15 protein-coding genes are annotated in these 21,162 nt (G+C 68.0%); 1 reads left to right on the top strand and 14 read right to left on the bottom strand.

The features are described 5' to 3' along the window. Positions 1-155: 155 nt before the first annotated feature. The 10 genes from E4A53_RS13365 to E4A53_RS13320 all read right to left on the bottom strand — a co-directional run bounded on the left by E4A53_RS13365 (position 156) and on the right by E4A53_RS13320 (position 12,495). Positions 156-794, bottom strand: coding sequence for a DUF3800 domain-containing protein (locus tag E4A53_RS13365; protein ID WP_168694394.1), 639 nt, complete (start codon positions 792-794; stop codon positions 156-158). Positions 795-827: 33 nt separating this feature from the next. Beyond that, complete coding sequence (gene ftsH, locus E4A53_RS13360) at positions 828-2,774, bottom strand: ATP-dependent zinc metalloprotease FtsH (RefSeq protein ID WP_136163607.1); 1,947 nt, start codon at positions 2,772-2,774, stop codon at positions 828-830. Positions 2,775-2,873: 99 nt separating this feature from the next. Next, positions 2,874-3,842: a tRNA lysidine(34) synthetase TilS gene (gene tilS, locus E4A53_RS13355; protein WP_136163606.1), complete on the bottom strand. Its 969-nt coding sequence runs from the start codon at positions 3,840-3,842 to the stop codon at positions 2,874-2,876. Beyond that, positions 3,833-4,768, bottom strand: coding sequence for a YbgF trimerization domain-containing protein (locus E4A53_RS13350; RefSeq protein WP_136163605.1), 936 nt, complete (start codon positions 4,766-4,768; stop codon positions 3,833-3,835). Before E4A53_RS13350 ends, tilS begins: the two co-directional genes overlap by 10 nt. A gap of 126 nt (positions 4,769-4,894) precedes the next feature. After that, positions 4,895-5,737, bottom strand: a complete 843-nt coding sequence (locus E4A53_RS13345) for a helix-turn-helix domain-containing protein (protein WP_136163604.1) — start codon at positions 5,735-5,737, stop codon at positions 4,895-4,897. Positions 5,738-5,862: 125 nt separating this feature from the next. Then, entirely contained in the window at positions 5,863-8,139 is a 2,277-nt protein-coding gene (gene ptsP, locus E4A53_RS13340; protein ID WP_136163603.1) for a phosphoenolpyruvate--protein phosphotransferase, read from the bottom strand. 103 nt (positions 8,140-8,242) lie between these two features. Next, the gene (locus E4A53_RS14955; protein ID WP_239018306.1) at positions 8,243-9,061 is read right to left on the bottom strand and encodes a PEPxxWA-CTERM sorting domain-containing protein; all 819 of its coding nucleotides are present in this window, start codon (positions 9,059-9,061) and stop codon (positions 8,243-8,245) included. A gap of 206 nt (positions 9,062-9,267) precedes the next feature. Then, entirely contained in the window at positions 9,268-10,002 is a 735-nt protein-coding gene (locus E4A53_RS14950; protein WP_239018305.1) for a PEPxxWA-CTERM sorting domain-containing protein, read from the bottom strand. A 229-nt stretch (positions 10,003-10,231) separates the two neighbouring features. After that, entirely contained in the window at positions 10,232-11,221 is a 990-nt protein-coding gene (locus tag E4A53_RS13325) for an NAD(P)H-dependent flavin oxidoreductase (protein ID WP_136163610.1), read from the bottom strand. 29 nt (positions 11,222-11,250) lie between these two features. After that, on the bottom strand, positions 11,251-12,495 hold the full coding sequence (locus tag E4A53_RS13320; protein WP_136163602.1) for an aspartate kinase: 1,245 nt from the start codon (positions 12,493-12,495) through the stop codon (positions 11,251-11,253). A gap of 73 nt (positions 12,496-12,568) precedes the next feature. On the opposite strand from E4A53_RS13320, the gene ubiG reads away from it, so the two are divergent. Next, on the top strand, positions 12,569-13,318 hold the full coding sequence (gene ubiG / locus E4A53_RS13315; RefSeq protein WP_136163601.1) for a bifunctional 2-polyprenyl-6-hydroxyphenol methylase/3-demethylubiquinol 3-O-methyltransferase UbiG: 750 nt from the start codon (positions 12,569-12,571) through the stop codon (positions 13,316-13,318). Positions 13,319-13,413: 95 nt separating this feature from the next. Here ubiG and E4A53_RS13310 read toward each other — a convergent pair whose 3' ends face one another. From E4A53_RS13310 to E4A53_RS13295, 4 genes are all read right to left on the bottom strand, one after another. Then, entirely contained in the window at positions 13,414-14,085 is a 672-nt protein-coding gene (locus tag E4A53_RS13310) for a glutathione S-transferase family protein (protein WP_136163600.1), read from the bottom strand. Between the two features lie 42 nt (positions 14,086-14,127). Next, entirely contained in the window at positions 14,128-18,645 is a 4,518-nt protein-coding gene (gene gltB / locus E4A53_RS13305) for a glutamate synthase large subunit (RefSeq protein WP_136163599.1), read from the bottom strand. 70 nt (positions 18,646-18,715) lie between these two features. Further along, entirely contained in the window at positions 18,716-20,173 is a 1,458-nt protein-coding gene (locus E4A53_RS13300; RefSeq protein WP_136163598.1) for an NAD(P)-dependent oxidoreductase, read from the bottom strand. Positions 20,174-20,327: 154 nt separating this feature from the next. Beyond that, a complete protein-coding gene (locus E4A53_RS13295) occupies positions 20,328-21,134 on the bottom strand; it encodes an undecaprenyl-diphosphate phosphatase (RefSeq protein WP_136163597.1) in 807 nt (268 codons plus the stop codon). Positions 21,135-21,162 lie beyond the last annotated feature (28 nt).

Raw genomic sequence — 21,162 nt, 5'->3', positions numbered from 1 at the left:
GTCAGCGCCGCCGCCGTCAGCGCCGGATCGGTCCGCGCCAGCACGGCGGCGGCGGCGCGGGCGCGGCGGCCCATCGCGGCGACGGTTTCGGTAACAGTGGCGGCGGGGTTGCTCATCGCGCGGGCCATATCACGCCGGCGGCGATTTGAAACCGGTCAGCCGGCGGCCAGCGCCCGTGCCGGCGGCGCCGCCTCCATCGGCGCGGCGAGCGCGTCGGCGGGCAGTGGGGCGATGCGGATGCGGCCTTCCGCCACGAACGGCGTCAGGATCGTGTCGATCCGCCGGGCGCGTACCGACCCGATCGCCAGGTTGAACGCGCAATTGGAGATGACGTCGGCGATCTGGACGCCGGAGGAGCGCTTGCTGTCGGCGAGGCGGGCGCGGCCGCATGGGCCGATCAGCGCGGCGATGTCGGCGCGGACGAGCGCCAGCGTCGCCGGGGCGTAGCGGCCGTCGTCGATCACCACCTGCGCGCAGCCGCCGCTTTCCGGCAACAGCCGGGTGACGGAGGATTCGAGCAGCGCGCTGTAGAGCTGGACGTCGAGAATGCCGTCGGGCATCGCCGGGCGGCGGATGTCGGTAACGACGGCGCGGCCGCCGAACCGCTCCAGCAATTCAAGCACCAGCGCGCGTTCGACCAGCGAAATGCGGCTGCCCTTCAGTTCCCCGCCCAGCCCGGCGATCGCCTTGAACCGCCGGACCAGCGCGTCGGCGGCGTCGGGGTCGATCGCCACCGCCGCGAAGGTCATCGCCCCGGCGGACAGGCCGCCGCTCTCGTCGCAATAAATGTGCATGGCGCCGGAAATGTCAGCGCAATGCGCCGCCGGTCAAGCGCCTTGCGGGCTGGGGTCGCCGAAACCGCCCTTCGGCCGCCGGGTCTTGGGGATCGAACTGCCGCCGCTGACCAGCGGGGCCGGGCGGCTCTTGTCACCCTCGTTGCGGCCCAGGTCCTCGCCGGCGATCGCGCGCTTCGCCTCCTCGCCGTTCAGCGTCTCATATTCGAGCAGCGCTTCCGCCAGCCGGTGCAACTGGTGCAGGTTGTCGGTCAGCACCTTGCGCGCGGTGCCTTCCGCTTCCTCGATCAGGCGACGGACCTCGCTGTCGATCAACCGGGCGGTTTCCTCCGACACCGTCTGCGAGCGGGCGACCGAGTGGCCGAGGAACACCTCGTCCTGGTTGTCGCGGTAGCGCAGCCAGCCGAGCTTCTCGCTCATCCCGTATTCCATCACCATGGAACGGGCCATGTCCGTCGCCTGCTGGATGTCGTTGGAGGCGCCGGTGTTCAGCGCGTCCTTGCCGTAGATCAGTTGTTCGGCGATGCGGCCGCCGAAGCACAGCGCGAGCCGTGCCTTCATCTGCTTCATCGACATCGAGAAGCGGTCGCGTTCCGGCAGGTTCCAGGTGACGCCGAGCGCGCGGCCGCGCGGGATGATCGTCACCTTGTGCAGCGGATCGCAGCCGTCGACGTGGAGCGAGACGAGGGCGTGGCCGGCCTCATGATAGGCGGTCGCCTTCTTCTCGTCCTCGGTCATGACCATGGACTTGCGCTCGGCGCCCATCATGACCTTGTCCTTGGCCTCCTCGAACTCCTGCATCGCGACCAGGCGCTTGCCCTTGCGCGCGGCGAGCAGTGCCGCCTCGTTGGCGAGGTTGGCGAGGTCAGCGCCGGAGAAGCCGGGGGTGCCGCGCGCGATGGTCCGGCTGTCGACGTCGGGGGCGAGCGGCAGCTTCTTCATGTGGACGGCGAGGATCTTCTCGCGGCCCTCGATGTCCGGGCGCGGCACGACGACCTGCCGGTCGAAGCGGCCGGGGCGGAGCAGCGCCGGGTCGAGAACGTCGGGCCGGTTGGTCGCGGCGATGATGATGATGCCTTCGTTCGCCTCGAACCCGTCCATTTCGACGAGCAACTGGTTCAGCGTCTGTTCGCGTTCGTCATTGCCGTTGCCGAGGCCGGCGCCGCGATGGCGGCCGACCGCGTCGATTTCGTCGATGAACACGATGCACGGCGCGTTCTTCTTCGCCTGTTCGAACATGTCGCGGACGCGGCTGGCGCCGACGCCGACGAACATCTCGACGAAATCGGAGCCGGAAATGGTGAAGAACGGCACGTTCGCCTCACCCGCGATCGCGCGGGCGAGCAGGGTCTTGCCGGTGCCGGGCGAACCGACGAGCAGCGCGCCCTTCGGAATCTTGCCGCCGAGGCGGGCGAACTTGGTCGGATCCTTCAGGAAATCGACGATCTCCTGAAGCTCCTCGCGCGCTTCGTCGATGCCGGCGACGTCGTCGAACGTCACCTTGCCGTGCTTTTCGGTCAGCATCTTGGCCTTCGACTTGCCGAAGCCCATCGCGCCGGAACCGGAGCCTTTCTGCATCTGGCGGAGCACGAAGAAAGCAATGCCGAGGATCAGCAGGAACGGCAGCGACTGGTAGAGCAGGATCATCCAGAAGCTCGGCTCGTCCTTCGGCTGGGCGGAGAATTTCACGCCCTTGGCCGACAGGCGGCTGACCAGCGTCGGGTCGGCCGGGGCCATCGCGCGGAAGCTGGTGTCGTTGGTGAACTTGCCGCTGACCATGTCGGGTGCGATCGCCACCTCCTTCACCGAGCCTTCGTCGACCCGCTGCAGGAATTCGGAATAGGCGATGCCGTCGGCCGCAGTAGTCCGCGCCCGGCTGTCGAACATCGACACGAACAGGATGAGCGCCACGACGACGCCGAGCCAGATCAGCAGGCTCTTCATCCACGGGTTGCCGTCGGGTTCCTTATTCTCGTTCATTCCGCGCTCTCGCTGTTTCCCGCCGAATGTAGGCATAGAGCCGTTAATGGACAATGGCCGACGGCCGCGTTCCGCTCAGTTCCGCCGTTTCATCGCGGGTCAGCCGCCACGCCGGGGCGGTGCCGGGGCGAAATGCCAGCGCGCGCCGGGCGTCGCCTTGACCCCGCCGAGCGTCGCCGCCTGGCCGCCGCGCAGCCGGGCGACCAGCGTCGCGACGGAAGGGCCGTCTGGCACATGATTGAATTCAGACAGGATTCCGGTGACCGCGCGGCGCAGGATTTCGCCCGGCAGATCAACGGGGTCGAGGGTGACCGCATCGCCGGTGCGGCTGATTCGGCGGGCGAGGATGTCGGCAGCCGCCCAGGCCAGTGCGCTTTCCGAATCGGCGAGATGGTGCGCCGACGCGGCGATCCGTACCGGATCGAGCAGCGGGTTGGCGGCGAGCAGCGCGCGCATCGCGGTACGATCGTGGCGATCGTCATGGTTCGACGGGTCGTCGGCGGCAACGATGCCTTGCGCCGCGACCAGCGCCGCCAGTTCCGCCTTGCGCCAGCCGAGCAGCGGGCGGACAAGGCGCAGGCCCGGCGCCAGCGGACGTTCGGCGCGGACTCCGGCCAGCCCGGCAAGGCCGGCGCCCCGGTTCAGCCGCATCAGCAGGGTTTCGGCCTGATCGTCCGCATGATGGGCGGTGGCGAGGGTGGCGATGGCGCCGCCGGCGCACCAGTCGGCCAGCGCGCGATAGCGGGCGGTGCGCGCCGCCGCCTGTATGCCGGTGCCGGCCGGTTCGACGGTGACGCGCAGGATGGCGTGGTCGACAGCAAGCGCCCGGCAGAGGGCGGCGACGGCCTCCGCCTCCGCCTCCGCGGCCGGGCGCAGGCCGTGATCGACCGTCGCGGCGGCGACCGGCCCGTCATGCGCGGCATGGGCGAGCAGCAGCAGCGCCAGGCTGTCCGGCCCGCCCGATACCGCGACGCCGAGCGGCGCGCCGGCGGGGACGGCGAGCGCGGTCAGCGCATCCCGAAAGCGCCCGACCTGAACCGGATCGGGCGCTTTCGATGTTAGCGGCACCGCGCCGCCTTGCGCCCGGCCGCGACGTCGGCCTTCAACGCCGCATCGGCGGTGGCGCCGTAGACGTCGTTGAACTCATCGAACGCCTTGCAGGCGTCGGCCGGCTTCTTCAGCTCGGTCAGCGACAGGCCGAGGCGATAGAGGCTTTCCGCCGCCCGCTCGCCGCGCGGCATCTTCTGGTAATTGTCGTAGAAGGCGACCGAGGCGAGCGCCTGCTTGCCCTGATCGGCATAGGCGCGGCCGAGCAGGTTCTGGGCGTAGCTGGCGCGGCGGTGCTGCGGGAATTTGGTGGCGACCGCCTTCAGTTCAGCCTCCGCCTCCGGATAGAGCTTCGCCTGCCACAGGCGGAAGCCGTAAATGTAGCGGTCCTCCGCCTCGTTGCCGGTAGAGGGGCGTTGAACGGCGGCGACGGCGGCGTTGTCGCTGGCGGGCGCGGCGGCCGGCGCCGGGGCGGGACGGGTCGTCGGACGGACGGGCGGCGGGGCGACCGGTTCGCCGTCGGGCGCGGTCGCGGGGGCGGGATCGGCCGGACCTTCCAGTGCCTTCAGCCGCGCATCGGCGTTGGCGGTCAGCTTGGCCAGCTGGTCCTGCAACTGACGGATCTTGTAGCCATTCTCCTCATTCTGCCCGGTGATCGTCGCCAGTTGCGATTCCAGTGCGCTGACCCGCGCCGTCAGGTCGGCGAGCGGCGAGGTCGCCGGCACGCCGGGCGCGGTGGCGGGGCTGGACGGCGCGGCGATTTCCGGCTCGAGGATCGTGCCGCCATTGGGGAAGACCTTGCGCTGGACGGCGCGCATCTCCTTTTCCAGCTTGTTGATACGCGGCGCCAGCGTGTCGGCCTGCGCCGCGAGCGGGGCGGGCAGGGCCAGCGTCACCGCGAGCGGCAGGACGAGGAGAAAAGCAGGGAAAGGCAGCCTTGGGCGCATCAAAACGGCTCCGCGATTGACCAGCAGATGTGCCGCCATAGCCAATTCACCCGGCGCTTGTCGAAGGGCGATGGCTACCCCGGCGGCGAAACGGTTCCCGCGGGCGCCCGGTGCCGCGCCGGCGGATCAGGGTAGGGGCGTAGTGACGGAGGGGGCCGGTGCCGGCGTTGCCACCGGCACGGCGGCGGCTGGCGCCGGGCGTGCGGCCAGTGCGGCGGCACTGATCCCGACATTGTCGATCGTCTGTTCGGCGTCACCGAGTGGCGGCACCGCGACACCGCCTATCGTCACCGCCAGCGCCTGCGGCCGGCCGGTGCGGATGACCGGCGCATTGGCGTCGGCTGGCACGTCGTAGCGTTCGCCGGCCTGCATTTCCTTCTCGAACAGCCGCTTGCCGGTGGCGTCGGTGACGCGCAGCCAGACGGTATCGGTGGCGGTCAGCACCACCGGGCCGGTGAGCGGTGCCGACGCGGCGGCGGGGGCGTCGGCGGGCGGCGCGGCGGCGGCATCCGCCGCCGGCTCGGCAACCGCGGTGGAGACGGTCGGCGCCGGGCCGCTCAGCCATTCGGTGCGCCAGATCACATAACCGATGATCAGCGCCAGCGCGATGACCGCCGCCGTCCAGGCGAGCAGGCGCGGCGGCACGCGCGCCGGATCGGCCGGCTCGAACGCGACATATTGCGAGCGTTCGTAATTGTCCTCGTTCAACTGGTTGCGGACGTCGGCGGCGATCGCCACTTCATCCAGCCCGACGGCGCGGGCATAGGCGCGGGCGAAGCCGATGCTGTAGGTCGGCGACGGCAGCGCATCCAGCCGGTCGTCCTCCAGCGCCTCGAGATGGCGCTGGGGAATGCGGGTGCGCGCGGCGATGTCGGCGATGTCCAGCCCGGCCGCTTCGCGACCGGCGCGGAGCCGCGCCCCTACGGTGCCCGCGCGCGGGCCTTCTTCGTTTGCCGGATTTTCCGCCATGTTTCTTTCCGGGGAAGCACGCTGCGCCCTGTTGCCTGCATGACACGCGACCCGGCCGGCAATGTCAACCGGGAAACGGGCTGGAATCCTGCGGGATTCGCGCAAGCGCCCGGCGTGGCCCCGGGTCAGGACAGTTCGACGCCCTGATCGGCCGCCCAATCGACCAGCAGCCCGCGCAAGTCGCGCGGCGGACTGACCAGCAGTTCCTCCACCATCTTGCGCAGCGGCGCCAGTTCGAGCGAGCGGATCATCGCCTTGACCGGACCAACCGCGACCGGGGTGACCGACAGCCGCTCCACCCCCAGGCCGATCAGTGTCATCGCTTCCAGCGTGCGGCCACCCATTTCGCCGCAGACCGTGGTCGGCACCCCGGCGTCGCGGGCCTGATCGACGACGCGCTTCAGGAAGCGCAGGATCGCCGGGCTGAGCCAGTCGTAGCGCTCGGCCAGCTTCGGGTGGGCGCGATCGGCGGCGAACAGGAACTGGGTCAGGTCGTTGGTGCCGACCGACAGGAAGTCGAGCCTGGGCAGCAGCAGGTCCAGGGTCTCGGCCAGCGCAGGCACTTCCAGCATCGCGCCGTAGCGGATCGCCGCCGGCAGCTTGCGGTTGCGCGAGGACAGCCAGCGGCGCTGCGCCTCGAACAGCGCGCGCGCCTCGTCGAATTCCCAGGGTTCGGAGACGAGCGGGAACATGACGTTCAGCGTTCGCCCGGCCGCCGCCTCGATCAGCGCGCGGGCCTGCGCCTTCATCAGCCCTTCGCGTTCCAGCGCGACGCGCAGCGCCCGCCAGCCCATCGCCGGGTTTTCCTCCTGCCCCTCCGAATCGACGCGCATATAGGGGAGCGCCTTGTCGCCGCCGATGTCGACGGTGCGGAAGGTGACCGGCCGGTCGCCGGCGGCGTCGAGCACATCGCGGTACAGCCGCTGCTGGCGCTCGCGCTGCGGCATCGTCGCTGAAACCAGGAACTGGAATTCGGTGCGGAACAGGCCGATGCCCTCGGCCCCGGTCAGGTCGAGCGCAGCGACATCGTCGCGCAGGCCGGCGTTGACCATCAGCGTGACATAGGTGCCGTCGCGGGTGACCGGGGGCTCGCCCTTCATCGCGGCGAAGGCGGCGCGGCGCTTCTGGCCAAGGATCAGCTTGCTGTCGAAGCTTTCCTCCATCGTCTGCGTCGGGCGGACGTAGAGCGTGCTCTTGGTGGCATCGAGCAGCAGCAGATCGTCTTCGCCGATCACCCGCCGCACGTTGCGGACCCGGCCGAGCACCGGCACGCCCATCGCCCGTGCGACGATGGTGACATGGGCGGTCAGCGATCCTTCCTCCAGGATCACGCCTTTCAGCCGGCGGCGGTCGTATTCGAGCAGTTCCGCGGGGCCGAGGTTGCGGGCGATCAGGATCGTGTCCTGGCGCAGGCCGAGCTGGGCGGCGGTGCCGAGCTGGCCGGAGACGATGCGCAGCAGCCGGTTGGACAGGTCCTCCAGATCGTGCATCCGGTCGGCGAGCAGCGGATCGTCGATCTCCCGCATCCGCATCCGGGTGCGCTGCTGGACCCGCTCGATCGCCGCCTCGGCGGTCAGGCCGCTGTCGATCGCCTCGTTGATCCGCCGGCTCCAGCCTTCGTCGTAGGCGAACATCTTGTAGGTCGCGAGCACTTCCTCATGTTCGCCGCCGACGCCGAATTCGGCCTGGCTCGCCATCCGCTCGATCTGTTCGCGCATCCGGTCGAAAGCGGAATAAACGCGGTGGCGTTCGGCCTCGATGTCCTCCGCCACGGTGTGCTCGATGCGGATGCGCGGCTGGTGATAGACGGCGTGGCCGCGTGCCATGCCGTCTACCAGGCGCTGGCCGGTGAGCTGCATCGCCTGGGTGCTGTTGACCCGGCCGCTGACCGTGCCGTGATCGTCGATCAACCCGGCATTGGCGATCATTTCCGACAGCACCATCGCGACGGTTTGCAGCGCCTCTATCTCGACCTCATCGTAGCGGCGCGGGTCGCTGTGCTGGACGCACAGCACGCCGACCGCCTCCTGATGGCGGACGATCGGGACACCGGCGAAGCTGTGATAGAGATCCTCGCCGGTTTCCGGGCGATAGGCGAAATCGGGGTGAGCGGCCGCCTCGTCCAGGTTCAGCGTTTCGACATTGTCGGCGATCGAGCCCACCAGCCCTTCGCCGAACGCCAGCTTGGTGACGTGCACCGCTTCCTGCTTCAGGCCGCGGGTAGCGAACAGTTCGAGCACCCCGTCGCGCAGCAGGTAGATCGAGCAGACTTCGCTATCCAGCGCCTCGCCGATCATGTTGACGACCTGCGCCAGCTTGGCCTGCGGATTGCTGCGCGCGGCCATCACGTCGTGAAGGCGGGTCAGAATCTCACGGGCGGCGGCGGCGGCACTGACGGGCATGGGGCGCTGCTACCACGCAGACGGCGCGGCGTCTCGCTTCTTCGACGAAGCGGAAATCGGGGACGAGCATCTATGCCCGCCCCCGATACGCACCGCTGTGCGGTCAACCCGCATAGGTCACCCGGCGCGGTGCCCGGCGACGCATCCCGGCACCGACCAGACCGAAACCGGCAAGCATCATCGCCCAGCTTGCTGGTTCGGGGACGGAATTTACCGTCAATCGGGCCAGATAGTAGGCATCGAATGATTCGGTCGAACCGTTGCCGAAAGTCACAATATCCTGGTTATTGAGGGTGGCGCCGATCATCCAGACGTTACCAGCCATGCCAGGGAGGTGGAACGGCACGTCGGTGCGGACGATGGGGCTTGGGTCGATCAGGCCGTCGATATCGTTGAAGGTCATCGACAGGCCGGCGAATGTCGCCGGATCGGACAGATCGAGCACGGTGTTCCAGGGCGCCGCCGACGTGACCGCGCCGACCGAACTTTCGTTGTCGGGCAGGCCGTTCAGCACCCGGCCCGCATTCATTACCGCAGACGTAATGGTGACGTCGCGGTCGAATTGGAACAGGATGAAATCGAACTGGTCAGCATTGTCCATGCGGCCGAAGCCGTTGAAACTGCCGGCCGCGCCCTCCGCCTCCGACAATACGCCAAGGCCCAGTATACCGCCAACCAGCCGTGACGATGCGAATGTCAGGCTGCCGTCGGCATTGCGCGTCGCCGACCACGCGCTGGCCAGGGCGCTTATCGTGGTGCCGTTGGCGGTGCCAGTGAAGATGGCGGTGTTGCCCACCGGGCCGACGACTGGCCCGAAAAGGGGTGGGGCGGTGTTGATATTGACCGTTTCGGCAATTGCCTGTGTCGCCATCCCGAGCGCGGCTGTCGCGATCAGGCCCGTGACCATTTTTAGAGCAATCATGATGCTTCTCCCAAATGCGCCTCATGGGACGCATTCATTGGAGCGCAGTCGAAGGTTAAAGTTCCTGATACCTTGATAAGAAAGCCGATTTCCCGGCGGCAAAAGCGGTCGATCTCGCAGCAGCTTCGGTCTTGGCGACCCATGCGAGAAAGCCCGCCTGGAGGGATCTCCAGGCGGGCTTTCTCATGCCGGCAATGGTGTCTGGATCAGGCCACCGCGACCCGGCTGCGCGAACGCCGGCGCAGACCCGCGCCCACCAGACCGAAGCCGGCGATCATCATCGCCCAGGTTGCCGGTTCCGGCACCGCCGTCTGGGTGGTGACGACCAGTGAACTGAGCTTGAAGCCGTCGTAGACATCCTTGGTCTTGGTCTTGCGGCCGTCCTTGTAGGTGATGGAGTCGATGCCGAAGAAATCGGCGCCGACAACCCACAGATTGGCGAACTCGCCGGTCGGGTTCAGCGCCATCGGCGCGCTGGAGCCGGTGCCCTTGACGCTGTAACCGTCGAACAGGGCGTCGTAGCTGAAGCCGCTCAGATTGTAATTCTGGTTCCACGCCTTGTCGGTGTTGGCGAAGCCGACATAGGCGTCGTTGTCCGCCGGGCCGCCGAGCACCGAGAACGCGTTCAGCACGCCGGTGTCGAGGCGCACCGCCTGGTCGAACTGGAGCAGGATGAAATCCGCGCTCTTGTTGTTGTCGATGGTGTGGAGATTGTCACGGCCGCCATTGTCGGTGCTGGTGATGATGCCGAAGCCCTTATCGTACTTCTGCAGCGACGCCGACGAAATCTTGTGGTTGCCGGTGAGCGCCGCGGTCCAGGCGCTGACCCGGACGTTGACGGTCGTGTCCCCCACCGTCGCGCTATACTTGCCCCCGCCCTGACCGGCGGTCAGGAAGTTGAAAACCACGGTTTCGGCCATCGCCGGCGTCGCAGCCATCATCGTAGCCGCCGCGGTCAACGCACCGATCGTCCGAACACTTACCATAACCTCTTACTCCCCAGATCGCCCGACGGGCGACATCGCTTCCGGTTGCAACGCAAGCTTCTTGCCAGATTACGCTAACGCCGTAAATTCCGTATTTAACATAGCACTGTCCGCTAACGGGACAGGGTTAACGTAAAATTTTCCGACGTGTGCCAGGCCTGAAACATGCCGGGCGGTGCACCGTTCAGCAGGCGTGGCGGTGGGCGAGGGCCGCTTCCGCTTCGGCCGCCAGCGTGGCGATGATCGTCGCCACCGGCTCCTCCGCCTTGACCATGCCGACCGACTGGCCGGCCATCACCGAGCCATGCTCGACGTCACCGTCGATCACCGCGCGCCGCAGCGCGCCCGCCCAGTAGCGTTCGATCTGGAGCTGCGCCTCGGCCATCTCGACCTTGCCCTCGTCGAGCAACTGGGCGACCTCGCGCTGCTTGGCGGTGAACAGTTCGGTCGAGGCGTTCTTCAGCGCGCGCACCGGGATGACCGGCAGGCGCGGGTCGATCTGCACGCTGGTGACGGCGTCGCGAGCGGAAGCGCGGATGAAGGCGCGCTTGAAATTGGGGTGGGCGATGCTTTCCGTCGCGCAGACGAAGCGGCTGCCGAGCTGGACGCCGGCGGCGCCCATTTCGAGATAGGCGGCGATCGCCTCGCCCCGGCCGATGCCGCCGGCGACGAACACCGGCACGTCGTTCGCCACTTCCGGCAGGATCTCCTGCGCCAGCACGCTGGTCGCGACCGGGCCGATATGGCCGCCGGCCTCCATCCCCTCGATGACCAGCGCGTCGACGCCGGAACGGATCAGCTTCTTCGCCATCGCCAGCGCCGGGGCGAAGCAGACCACCTTCGCGCCCGATTCGCGGATCGCCTCCAGACTGCCGCGCGGGGGCAGGCCGCCGGCAAGCACGACATGGCCGACACCGTGCCTGGCGCACACCGCAATCAGTTCGAACAGATCGGGGTGCATGGTGATCAGGTTGACGCCGAACGGGCGGTCGGTCAGCGCCTTCGTCCCGGCGATCTCCGCGTCGAGCAGGTCGGGCGTCATCGCCCCGCAGGCGATCAGCCCGAAGCCGCCGGCGTTGGAGATGGCGGCAACCAGATGGCGTTCCGACACCCACGACATCGCGCCGCCGAGGATCGCCACCTCGCACCCCAGGAAGGCGGCGCCCCGCGCCATCAGGCGGTTGAGCGCCGGGTGGGGCGCGCTCAAACGGTTTCCTCCTCGGCGTCGAGGCCGTAGGCGGTATGCAGCACGCGGACCGCCAGTTCGGTATAGTCTTCCTCGATCAGCACCGAGACCTTGATCTCCGACGTGGCGATCGCCTGGATGTTGATGCCGCGTTCGCCCAGCACCTTGAACATCGTCGAGGCGACGCCGGCGTTGGTCCGCATGCCGACGCCGACGATCGAGATCTTCGCGACCTTGGTGTCGTGGACCAGATCCTTGTAGCCGATCGCTTCCTGCGCCTTTTCCAGCACGTCGAGCGAGCGGGCGAGATCGGCGCTCGGCACGGTGAAGGTGACGTCGGTCGACCCGGTCGAATGGGCGATGTTCTGGATGATCATGTCGACGTTGATCGCCGCGTCGGCGAGCGGCGCGAAGATCGACGCGACCGCGCCCGGCCGGTCCGGCACCTGGGTCAGGGTGATCTTCGCCTCGTTCTTCGCATAGGCGATGCCGGTGATCAGATGGCTTTCCATGGTCGTATCCTCGATCTCGTCGTCGCCGACGATCATTGTTCCGGGCTTGTCGTCGAAGGAAGAGAGCACCTGAACACGCACCTTTTCCTTCATCGCCAGGCTGACCGAACGGGTCTGGAGCACCTTGGCGCCGACGCTCGCCAGCTCCAGCATCTCCTCGTAAGTCACCTTCTGCAGCTTGCGCGCGCGCGGCACGATGCGCGGATCGGTGGTGTAGACGCCGTCGACGTCGGTGTAGATGTCGCAGCGTTCCGCCTTGATCGCCGCCGCCACCGCGACCGCCGACGTATCCGACCCGCCACGGCCGAGGGTGGTGACCCGTGCGCCATCGGCGACGCCCTGGAAACCGGGGATAACCGCGACGCTGCCGCCGTCGAGCGAAGCGGCCAGCGCGTCGGTGTCGATCGCGTCGATCTGCGCCTTGCCGTGCTTGTCGGAAGTCTGGATCGGCAACTGCCAGCCGAGCCAGCTGCGCGCCGGCACGCCGATCGCCTGCAGGGTGATCGCCAGCAGGCCGCTGGTGATCTGCTCGCCCGCCGAGACGACGACGTCATATTCGCGCGGGTCGTACAGCGTCGACGCTTCGCGACAGAAGCCGACCAGCCGGTCGGTCTCCCCCGCCATTGCCGAGACGACGACCATCACCTGGTTGCCGGCGTCGACTTCGCGTTTCACCCGTTCCGCGACGCTCCTGATCCGTTCGATCCCGGCCATGGACGTGCCGCCGAACTTCATTACGATCCGCGCCATCGTGGTGTCCGTTGCCCCTTTTTCCCCGGAAGCCCGTGCCAATCGGGCGCGGCCCTGATAGGGATCGGGAATCATGAACGCAAGCACCCCCGCAACCACCGTCGACCCGCGCGAAGCCGCGCATTTCGGCGCGATGGCGGCGGACTGGTGGAACCCGGCCGGCAGCTCCGCCATGCTCCATCGGCTGAACCCGGTCCGCCTGCGCTATCTGCGCGGCGCGATCGACCGGCATTGGGGCCTGGACCCGGCCGAGCGGCGCCCGCTGACCGGCCGCCGCGCCGTCGACGTCGGCTGCGGCGCCGGGCTGCTGTGCGAGCCGCTTGCCCGGCTGGGCGCGGTGGTCACCGGGATCGAGCCGGCGCCGGAAAGCGTCGCCGCCGCGCGCGCGCACGCGGCGGGGCAGGGGCTGGCGATCACCTACCGCGAAGGCAGCGTCGACCAGTTGGGCGACGAGCCGTTCGATCTGATCGTGTCGCTGGAGGTCGTCGAGCATGTCGCCGACCCGGCCGCCTATGTCACCGCGCTGGCCGGGGCGCTGGCGAAGGACGGATTGCTGATCCTGTCGACGCCCAACCGCACCGCGCTGTCGCGGCTGGCGCTGATCGGCATCGGCGAGACGGTCGGCGGTATCCCGCCCGGCACCCATGACTGGGACCGGTTCCTGACGCCGGAGGAATTGAGTGCGCTGCTGACGGCGGCCGCGCTGAAAGTGGTCGACGTGACCGGGCTGGGCTTTTCGCCGACGCGGGGGTTCACGCTGGGCGACGACCGTTCGCTGAACTACCTGCTGACCGCGACACATGCCGGGCCGGCGTTAGGGTAGCGGCTGGCGCGGGGACGGGGATCGCCGCAGCGCTGCGCGCCTCGCGATGACGGACGGAGAGCGGGCCGACGCCGACGCCCCGAACGGGAAAAGCCCTAGAAATCCACTGCGTCGTAGTGATCGGGGGGGCTGATGACCTCCATCCGTTCCGACAGCAGCGGGCGGAAGCTGGGGCGGGATTTCAGGCCCATGTACCAGCGCTTGGTCTGGTCGTGGCCGCGCCAGTCGATGCCGCCCAGATAGTCGGCGACGGAGATATGGGCGGCAGCGGTCAGGTCGACCAGGCTGATCGTGGCGCCGCCGAGCCAGTTGCGGTGGTCGAGCAGATAATCGGTATAGTCCAGGTGATTGAGCGCCAGCTTCATCGCCTGACGCAGAGCGCCGGCGTCCGGGCTGGCCCGGTCGATCAGCCGCTTGCGCATGCGTTCGTGCATCAGCGGGCCGACGACATCGGCATGGAACTGCTCATCGAACCAGGCGACCAGCCGGCGAATCTCGGCGCGGTTGACGGCGGTGCCGCTGATCATCGGCGCCTTGTTGACGGTTTCCTCGAAATATTCGCAAATCGCGTTGCTGTCGATCAGCACGATGCCCTTGTCGGCCTCCACCATCACCGGGGTGCGCCCGGTCGGGTTCAGGTCGAGGAATTCATCGCGCCGTTCCCACGGCGATTCGCGCACCAGCTCGTAGCCGACGCCCTTTTCACCGAGGAGAAGCCGGACCTTGCGGGAGAACGGACACAGGGGGAACTGATAAAGCTGCCACATGCCCCCGGGATTAGGCGGATAGGGCGCGGAACGGAAGGGGGGCTATTCGGCCGCCACCGCCTCGGCGCCGTCGTTCAGCGGCTGGTCGAGGCGGCTTAGCATTTCCTTCGGGCACACCTGCCAGAAACGGTCGCGCCAGCGATGCCAGTCGTCGAGGATCGCATGCGCCCAGGCGCTTTCCGTCGCGACCGCGTGTTCGGCGATCAGCGCACGGGCGCGTTCCTCCCACCACAGCGCGCCGAAGCGCTGCCAGATGATGCTGTCCGGGTTCGCGCGGCGGGCGAAGTCGCCGTCCTCGTCGAGCACGAAGGCCATGCCGCCGGTCATCCCCGCGCCGAAATTGCGGCCGACCGCGCCAAGGATGACGGCAGTGCCGCCGGTCATATATTCGCAGCCGTTGGCGCCGCAGCCCTCGACGACGACGTCGGCGCCGGAATTGCGGACGGCGAAGCGTTCCCCGGCCTGGCCGGCGGCGAACAGCTTGCCCGCCGTCGCGCCGTAAAGGACGGTGTTGCCGATAATCGTGTTGTGCCGGCTTTCCAGCGGCGAACTCACGGTCGGGCGGACGATGATCGTGCCGCCGGACAGGCCCTTGCCGACATAGTCGTTGGCGTCGCCGAACACCTCCAGCGTGATGCCCTTGGCGAGGAACGCGCCGAGCGACTGGCCGGCCGAGCCGCGCAGCCGGACCTGGACATGGTTGTCGGCGAGCGCCGCCATGCCGAAGCGCGCGGTCACCTCCGCCGAGAAGCGGGTGCCGACGGCGCGGTGGACGTTGCGGACATTGTAGGTCAGCTGCATCTTCTCGCCGCGTTCGAACACCGCCTTCGCGTCGGCGAGCATCTGCGCGTCGAGGCTGTCGGGCACTTCGTTGCGGAAGGTGGGGATGTTGAAGCGGCGCATTTCCGCCGGGGCGTCGACCTTGGCAAGCAGCGGGTTGAGGTCGAGGTCGTCGAGATGCTCGGCGCCGCGGCTGACCTGGCGCAGCAATTCGGTGCGGCCGACGATTTCCGCCAGCGAGCGGGCGCCGAGGCGGGCGAGGATCTCGCGCACCTCCTCGGCGATGAACGACATCAGGTTGATGACCTTTTCCGGCGTGCCGGTGAACTTGGCGCGCAGCGCCTCGTCCTGGGTGCAGACGCCGACCGGGCAGGTGTTGGAATGGCACTGGCGCACCATGATGCAGCCCATCGCGACCAGGCTGAGCGTGCCGATGCCGAATTCCTCGGCGCCGAGGATGGCGGCGACGACGATGTCGCGACCGGTTTTCAGCCCGCCGTCGGTGCGCAGCTTCACCCGGTGGCGCAGGCCGTTCAGGGTCAGCACCTGATTGGCCTCGCTCAGCCCCATTTCCCACGGTGTCCCGGCATATTTGATGCTGGTCTGAGGCGACGCGCCGGTGCCGCCGACATGGCCGGCGACGAGGATGACGTCGGCATGGGCCTTGGCAACGCCGGCGGCGACGGTGCCGATGCCGGCCGACGACACCAGCTTGACGCAGACCCGGGCGCGCGGGTTGATCTGCTTCAGGTCGTAGATCAGCTGCGCGAGATCCTCGATCGAATAGATGTCGTGGTGCGGCGGCGGTGAGATCAGCGTCACGCCCGGCGTCGAATGGCGCAGCCGGGCGATGAACTCGGTGACCTTGAAGCCGGGGAGCTGGCCGCCCTCGCCGGGCTTGGCGCCCTGCGCGACCTTGATCTCCAGTTCTTCCGCCGCGCCGAGATATTCGGCGGTGACGCCGAAGCGGCCGCTCGCCACCTGCTTGACCACCGAGTTGGCATTGTCGCCGTTGGCATAGGGCTTGTAGCGGACGCGGTCCTCGCCGCCTTCGCCCGACACCGCCTTGGCGCCGATCCGGTTCATCGCGATCGCCAGCGTCTCGTGCGCCTCCGGGCTGAGCGCGCCGAGCGACATGCCGGGGGTGACGAAGCGCTTGCGGATCTCGGTGATCGCCTCGACCTGATCGAGCGGCACCGGCTGTTCGGCGTAGTTGAACTCGAACAGGTCGCGCAGGTAAATTGGCGGCAAGTCGCGCACCCCGCGCGAGAATTGCAGGTAGGTGGAATAGCTGTCGCTGGCGACGGCGGTCTGCAACAGGTGCATCAGCGGCGCGGTGTAGGCGTGGGTTTCGCCCATATAGCGCTGCCGGTAGAAGCCGCCGACCGGCAGGGTGACGACGGTGTCATCGAAAGCCGCCTCGTGCCGGTCGAGCGCGTTGACTGTGAGCGAGACATAGCCTTCGCCGGAAATCTTTGCCGGCATACCGGGAAACAGATCGTTGACCAGCGCGCGCGACAGGCCGACTGCCTCGAAATTATAGCCGCCGCGATAGCTGGAGATGACGGCGATGCCCATTTTCGCCATGATCTTCAGCAGCCCGCCGTCGATCGCGGCGCGGTAGCGGGCGATGCACGTATCGAGCGCGACGTCGCCGAACAGGCCGCGCCCGTGGCGATCGGCGATCGCCGCTTCCGCCAGATAGGCGTTGACCGTGGTCGCGCCGACCCCGATCAGCACCGCGAAATAATGGGTGTCGAGGCACTCGGCCGAGCGCACGTTGACCGACGCGTAGCTGCGCAGCCCCTTGCGGACGAGGTGGGTATGGACGGCGGCGGCGGCGAGCACCATCTGCATCGCCACCCGGTCCGGCCCGACATGTTCGTCGGTCAGGAACAGTTCGGTGCGGCCTTCGCGCACCGCCTTTTCCGCTTCGGCGCGGACCTGGGCGATGGCGGCGCGAAGCGCATCCTGCCCGCCGTCGCGCGGGAAGGTGCAGTCGATCGTCGCCGACTGATCGGCGAAATAGGCTTGCAGCCGCGCCCAGCCGCGATTGTCGAGCACCGGGGAGTCGAGCACCAGCACGTCGGCGCGCTGGCCGCCGGTGTCGAGGATGTTGGCGAGATTGCCGAACCGGGTCTTGAGACTCATCACGTTGGATTCGCGCAAGGAATCGATCGGCGGGTTGGTCACCTGGCTGAAATTCTGGCGGAAGAACTGGCTGATCAGCCGCGGCTTTTCCGAAATCACCGCGAGCGGCGTGTCATCGCCCATCGAGCCGATCGCTTCCTTGCCGTCCTCGACCATCGGCGACAGGATCATTTCCATGTCTTCGAGCGTCTGGCCGGCGGCGACCTGGCGGCGGCTCAGTTCGGCGCGGTCGTAGCGGCCGCTGAGCGGGCCGTCATAGGCCGGCAGGTCGGCGAGGGTCATGAAGCCGCCGCTCATTTCGGCGTAAGGATGTTCGGCGGCGATCCGGTTCTTGACCTCGCGGTCGCGGTAGAGCCGGCCTTCTTCCAGGTCGACGGCGATCATCTCGCCAGGGCCGAGCCGGCCCTTCGCCACCACCGTCGCCTCGGGCACCACCACCATGCCGGTTTCCGAGCCGACGATCAGCAGATTGTCGCCGGTCAGCGTATAGCGCAGCGGCCGCAGCGCGTTGCGGTCCATGCCCGCCACTGCCCAGCGGCCGTCGGTCATCGCCAGCGCCGCCGGCCCGTCCCACGGCTCCATGACCGAGGCGAGATAGGTGTACATCGCCCGGTGGCTGGCCGGGGTGTCGCCGTCGTCCTGCCAGCTTTCCGGCACCAGCATTAGCTTGGCGGTCGGCGCGTCGCGGCCGGAACGGCAGATCGCCTCGAATACCGCGTCGAGCGCGGCGGTGTCGGACGCGCCGGCCGGGATCAGCGGCTTGATGTCTTCGCTATGCTCGCCGAACGCGATCGAGGCCATCTTGATCTCGTGGCTGCGCATCCAGTTGCGGTTGCCGCGGATGGTGTTGATCTCTCCATTATGGGCGAGGGTACGGAACGGCTGGGCCAGCCACCATTCCGGGAAGGTGTTGGTCGAATAACGCTGGTGGAAGATCGCGACCCGGCTCTCGAACCGTTCGTCGATCAGGTCCGGATAGAAATCGGACAGCGACTGGGCGAGGAACAGGCCCTTGTAGACGATCGACCGGCAGGACAGCGAGCACAGGTAGAGGCCGCTGATCTGCGCGGCGATCGCCCGCTTCTCGATCCGCCGGCGGACGAGATAGAGATTCTTCTCGAACTCGGCCTCATCCTGCTCTTGCGGAAGCGGACCGGCGATCATGATCTGCTCGATATTCGGGCGGGTCGACTGCGCCTTGGGGCCGATGACCGATACGTCGACCGGCACTTGCCGCCAGCCGTAGATGGTGTAGCCGGCGTCGATGATCTCCGATTCGATCAGGGTGCGGCAGGTTTCCTGCGCGCCAAGGTCGGTGCGCGGCAGGAAGATCATGCCGACCGCCAGCCGGTTGGGAAGCGGGGTGTGGCCCGAAGCGGCGATCGCGTCGTCGAAGAAACGGGCCGGCAGGTCGACATGGATGCCGGCGCCGTCCCCGGTCATGCCGTCCGCATCGACGGCGCCGCGGTGCCAGACCGCCTTCAGCGCGTCGATCGCCGAGGCGACGACCCGGCGCGACGGTTTGCCGTCGGTCGCGGCGATCAGGCCGACGCCGCAGGCATCGGACTCCATGTCAGGCCGGTACATTCCCTCGGCGGCGAGGCGGGCGCGTTCGGCGGCGTCGGTCATCGGGCCTCTCCTTCGTCGGGCGCATCCGAGGCGGGGAGCGGGGGCAGGGTGGCGGTGAACGGCAGCGCGCTCATTCCGCCGCCTCCAGCGCCGGGGTGGCGGCGCGCGTCTTCTGCTTTTGCAGCCAGGCGTGCATATGGCCGGATACGTCGCGGCCGTCGCGGATCGCCCAGACGACGAGGGCGGCGCCGCGGACGATGTCGCCGGCGGCGAACACGCCGTCGAGGCTGGTCATCATCGTCCGATGATCGACCCGCACCGTGCCCCAGCGGGTGACGCCGAGGTCGGACGCGTTGAACAGCGTTGGCAGGTCCTCCGCATCGAAGCCGAGCGCGGTGATCACCATATCGGCGTCGAGCCGGAAGCCTTCGCCCGGCTCGATCTCCGGCGTGCGCCGGCCGCTGGCGTCCGGGGTGCCGAGCCGCATTCGCGCGGCGCGGACGGCCTGGATCGTCTCGGCCGCCTCGAACGCCTCCGGTGTCGACAGCCAGACGAAATCGGCGCCCTCGTCCTCCGCATTGCCGACTTCGCGCTGCGAACCGGGCATGTTGGTGCGGTCCCGCCGGTAGAGGCAACGGACCGAGGCGGCGCCTTGGCGGATGGCGGTGCGGACGCAGTCCATCGCCGTGTCACCGCCGCCGACGACGACGACACGTTTGCCACGCGCATCGAGCGTGCCGTCGTCAAACGCCGCGACGCTGTCGCCGAAGCCCTTGCGGTTCGACGCGATCAGATAGTCGAGCGCGGCGACGACGCCGGCGCTGCCGACGCCGGGCACCCGGATCGCGCGTGGCTTGTAGACACCGGTGGCGATCAGCAGCGCGTCGTGGCGGGCGCGCAGCTCCGCCAGGCTGGCGTCGCGGCCGACCTCGAAATTGAGCGCGAAGCCGATGCCCCCGGCGGCCAGCCGGTCGAGGCGGCGGGTCACCACCTCCTTCTCCAGCTTGAAACCCGGGATGCCGTAGGTCATCAGCCCGCCGGCGCGGTCGTGGCGGTCGTAGACGGTGACGGCGTAGCCGTTGGTCCGCAGATATTCCGCCGACGCCAGCCCGGCCGGCCCGGCGCCGATGATCCCGACCGACTGGCCGCGATCGGGCTGGACGTGCAGCGGCTCGACCCAGCCTTCCTCCCAAGCGGTGTCGGTGATGAATTTTTCGACCGCGCCGATGGTGACGGCGCCGTGGCCGGCATTCTCGATAACGCAATTACCTTCGCACAGCCGATCCTGCGGGCAGATGCGACCGCAGATTTCCGGCATCGGCGAGGTCGCATTGGACAGTTCGAACGCCTCGCGCAGCCGCCCTTCGGCGGTCAGGCGCAACCATTCCGGGATATGATTCTGCAGCGGGCAGTGGACCGAGCAATAGGGCACGCCGCACTGGGCGCAGCGAGACGACTGCTTGCGCGCCTCTGCCACCGCATAGCGATCGGCGATCTCGCGGAAATCGGCAGCGCGCTCGCTGGCGCTGCGTTTGTGCGGATAATCCTGCTCGGTGCCGACGAACTTCTGCATCGGGGAATTGGCCATGCCCGGTCCTTTCGCAGGCGGACATAACCGCAAAATCCAGCGCGTCACGCGGATTCTACATATCAGGTCAGTAATACTGACCTATATAACGATCTATTGGAATCCCGTATGTGCAGTGCGCAATATCCTGTCGTATTATTAGGCCGATACGGCCTTATCTCGCCAATAGCCAGACGAGGGCGAGGGCGCCGGCGCCGATTCGATACCAGGCGAAGGGGGCGAAGCCATGGCGTGAGACGATGCCGACGAACCAGCGGATCACCACCAGCGCGACGATGAACGAGACAGCGAAGCCCACGCCGATGGTGTCCCAGCCGACCGCGCTGGCCGCCAACTGATCATGGTTCTTCCATAGCTCCAGCGTCGTCGCGCCGACCATGGTCGGGATGGCGAGGAAGAAGCTGAATTCCGCTGCCGTCTTGCGTTCCACCCCCAGCGCCAGCGCACCGAGGATAGACGCGCCGGAGCGGCTGACGCCGGGGATCATCGCCAGGCACTGGATGAAACCGATCGCCACCGTTCGGCTGAGCGGGATGTCGGCAACGCCGGTGATCCGCGCGGCGCCGACCAGCCGTTCGATCAGCAGGATCGCGATGCCGCCGACGATCAGCGCCACCGCCACGACTTCCGGCGCGCCGAGCAGCACTTCGATATAGCGATGGAGCAGCAGCCCGAGCACCGCCGCCGGGATGAAAGCGACGACGATGTTGCGGGCGAAGCGCCAGGATGCCGGATCGCGCGCGCCCAGCCCGACCAGCACTGTCCAGAAAGTGCGCCAGTAGAGCACCACCACCGCCAGGATCGCACCAAGCTGGATGACGATGTTGAACGTCGCCCATTGGTCTGCGCGATAGCCGAACAGCTCGCTGGCGAGGATCAGGTGGCCGGTCGACGAGACCGGCAGGAATTCCGTGACCCCCTCGACAATGCCGAGCAGGATGGCGGTCAGCAACAGGCCCATCGGGAAGCGTCCTTCATCAGCTTGTCCC

Source organism: Sphingomonas flavalba (assembly GCF_004796535.1).
Lineage (GTDB): Bacteria > Pseudomonadota > Alphaproteobacteria > Sphingomonadales > Sphingomonadaceae > Sphingomonas_L > Sphingomonas_L flavalba.
Note: the sequence above shows the minus strand (reverse complement) of the source record. Positions and strands in the feature narration are given on the sequence as shown.

What these genes read in the sequence shown, in the direction of transcription:
- E4A53_RS14955 (WP_239018306.1), bottom strand. Translation starts at nt 9,061, where the DNA reads ATGATTGCTCTAAAAATGGTCACGGGCCTGATCGCGACAGCCGCGCTC.
- E4A53_RS13365 (WP_168694394.1), bottom strand. Translation starts at nt 794, where the DNA reads ATGCACATTTATTGCGACGAGAGCGGCGGCCTGTCCGCCGGGGCGATG.
- E4A53_RS13350 (WP_136163605.1), bottom strand. Translation starts at nt 4,768, where the DNA reads ATGCGCCCAAGGCTGCCTTTCCCTGCTTTTCTCCTCGTCCTGCCGCTC.
- E4A53_RS14950 (WP_239018305.1), bottom strand. Translation starts at nt 10,002, where the DNA reads ATGATGGCTGCGACGCCGGCGATGGCCGAAACCGTGGTTTTCAACTTC.
- E4A53_RS13325 (WP_136163610.1), bottom strand. Translation starts at nt 11,221, where the DNA reads ATGGCGCGGGGCGCCGCCTTCCTGGGGTGCGAGGTGGCGATCCTCGGC.
- E4A53_RS13310 (WP_136163600.1), bottom strand. Translation starts at nt 14,085, where the DNA reads ATGTGGCAGCTTTATCAGTTCCCCCTGTGTCCGTTCTCCCGCAAGGTC.
- ftsH (WP_136163607.1), bottom strand. Translation starts at nt 2,774, where the DNA reads ATGAACGAGAATAAGGAACCCGACGGCAACCCGTGGATGAAGAGCCTG.
- gltB (WP_136163599.1), bottom strand. Translation starts at nt 18,645, where the DNA reads ATGACCGACGCCGCCGAACGCGCCCGCCTCGCCGCCGAGGGAATGTAC.
- E4A53_RS13320 (WP_136163602.1), bottom strand. Translation starts at nt 12,495, where the DNA reads ATGGCGCGGATCGTAATGAAGTTCGGCGGCACGTCCATGGCCGGGATC.
- ptsP (WP_136163603.1), bottom strand. Translation starts at nt 8,139, where the DNA reads ATGCCCGTCAGTGCCGCCGCCGCCGCCCGTGAGATTCTGACCCGCCTT.
- ubiG (WP_136163601.1), top strand. Translation starts at nt 12,569, where the DNA reads ATGAACGCAAGCACCCCCGCAACCACCGTCGACCCGCGCGAAGCCGCG.
- E4A53_RS13295 (WP_136163597.1), bottom strand. Translation starts at nt 21,134, where the DNA reads ATGGGCCTGTTGCTGACCGCCATCCTGCTCGGCATTGTCGAGGGGGTC.
- E4A53_RS13345 (WP_136163604.1), bottom strand. Translation starts at nt 5,737, where the DNA reads ATGGCGGAAAATCCGGCAAACGAAGAAGGCCCGCGCGCGGGCACCGTA.
- E4A53_RS13300 (WP_136163598.1), bottom strand. Translation starts at nt 20,173, where the DNA reads ATGGCCAATTCCCCGATGCAGAAGTTCGTCGGCACCGAGCAGGATTAT.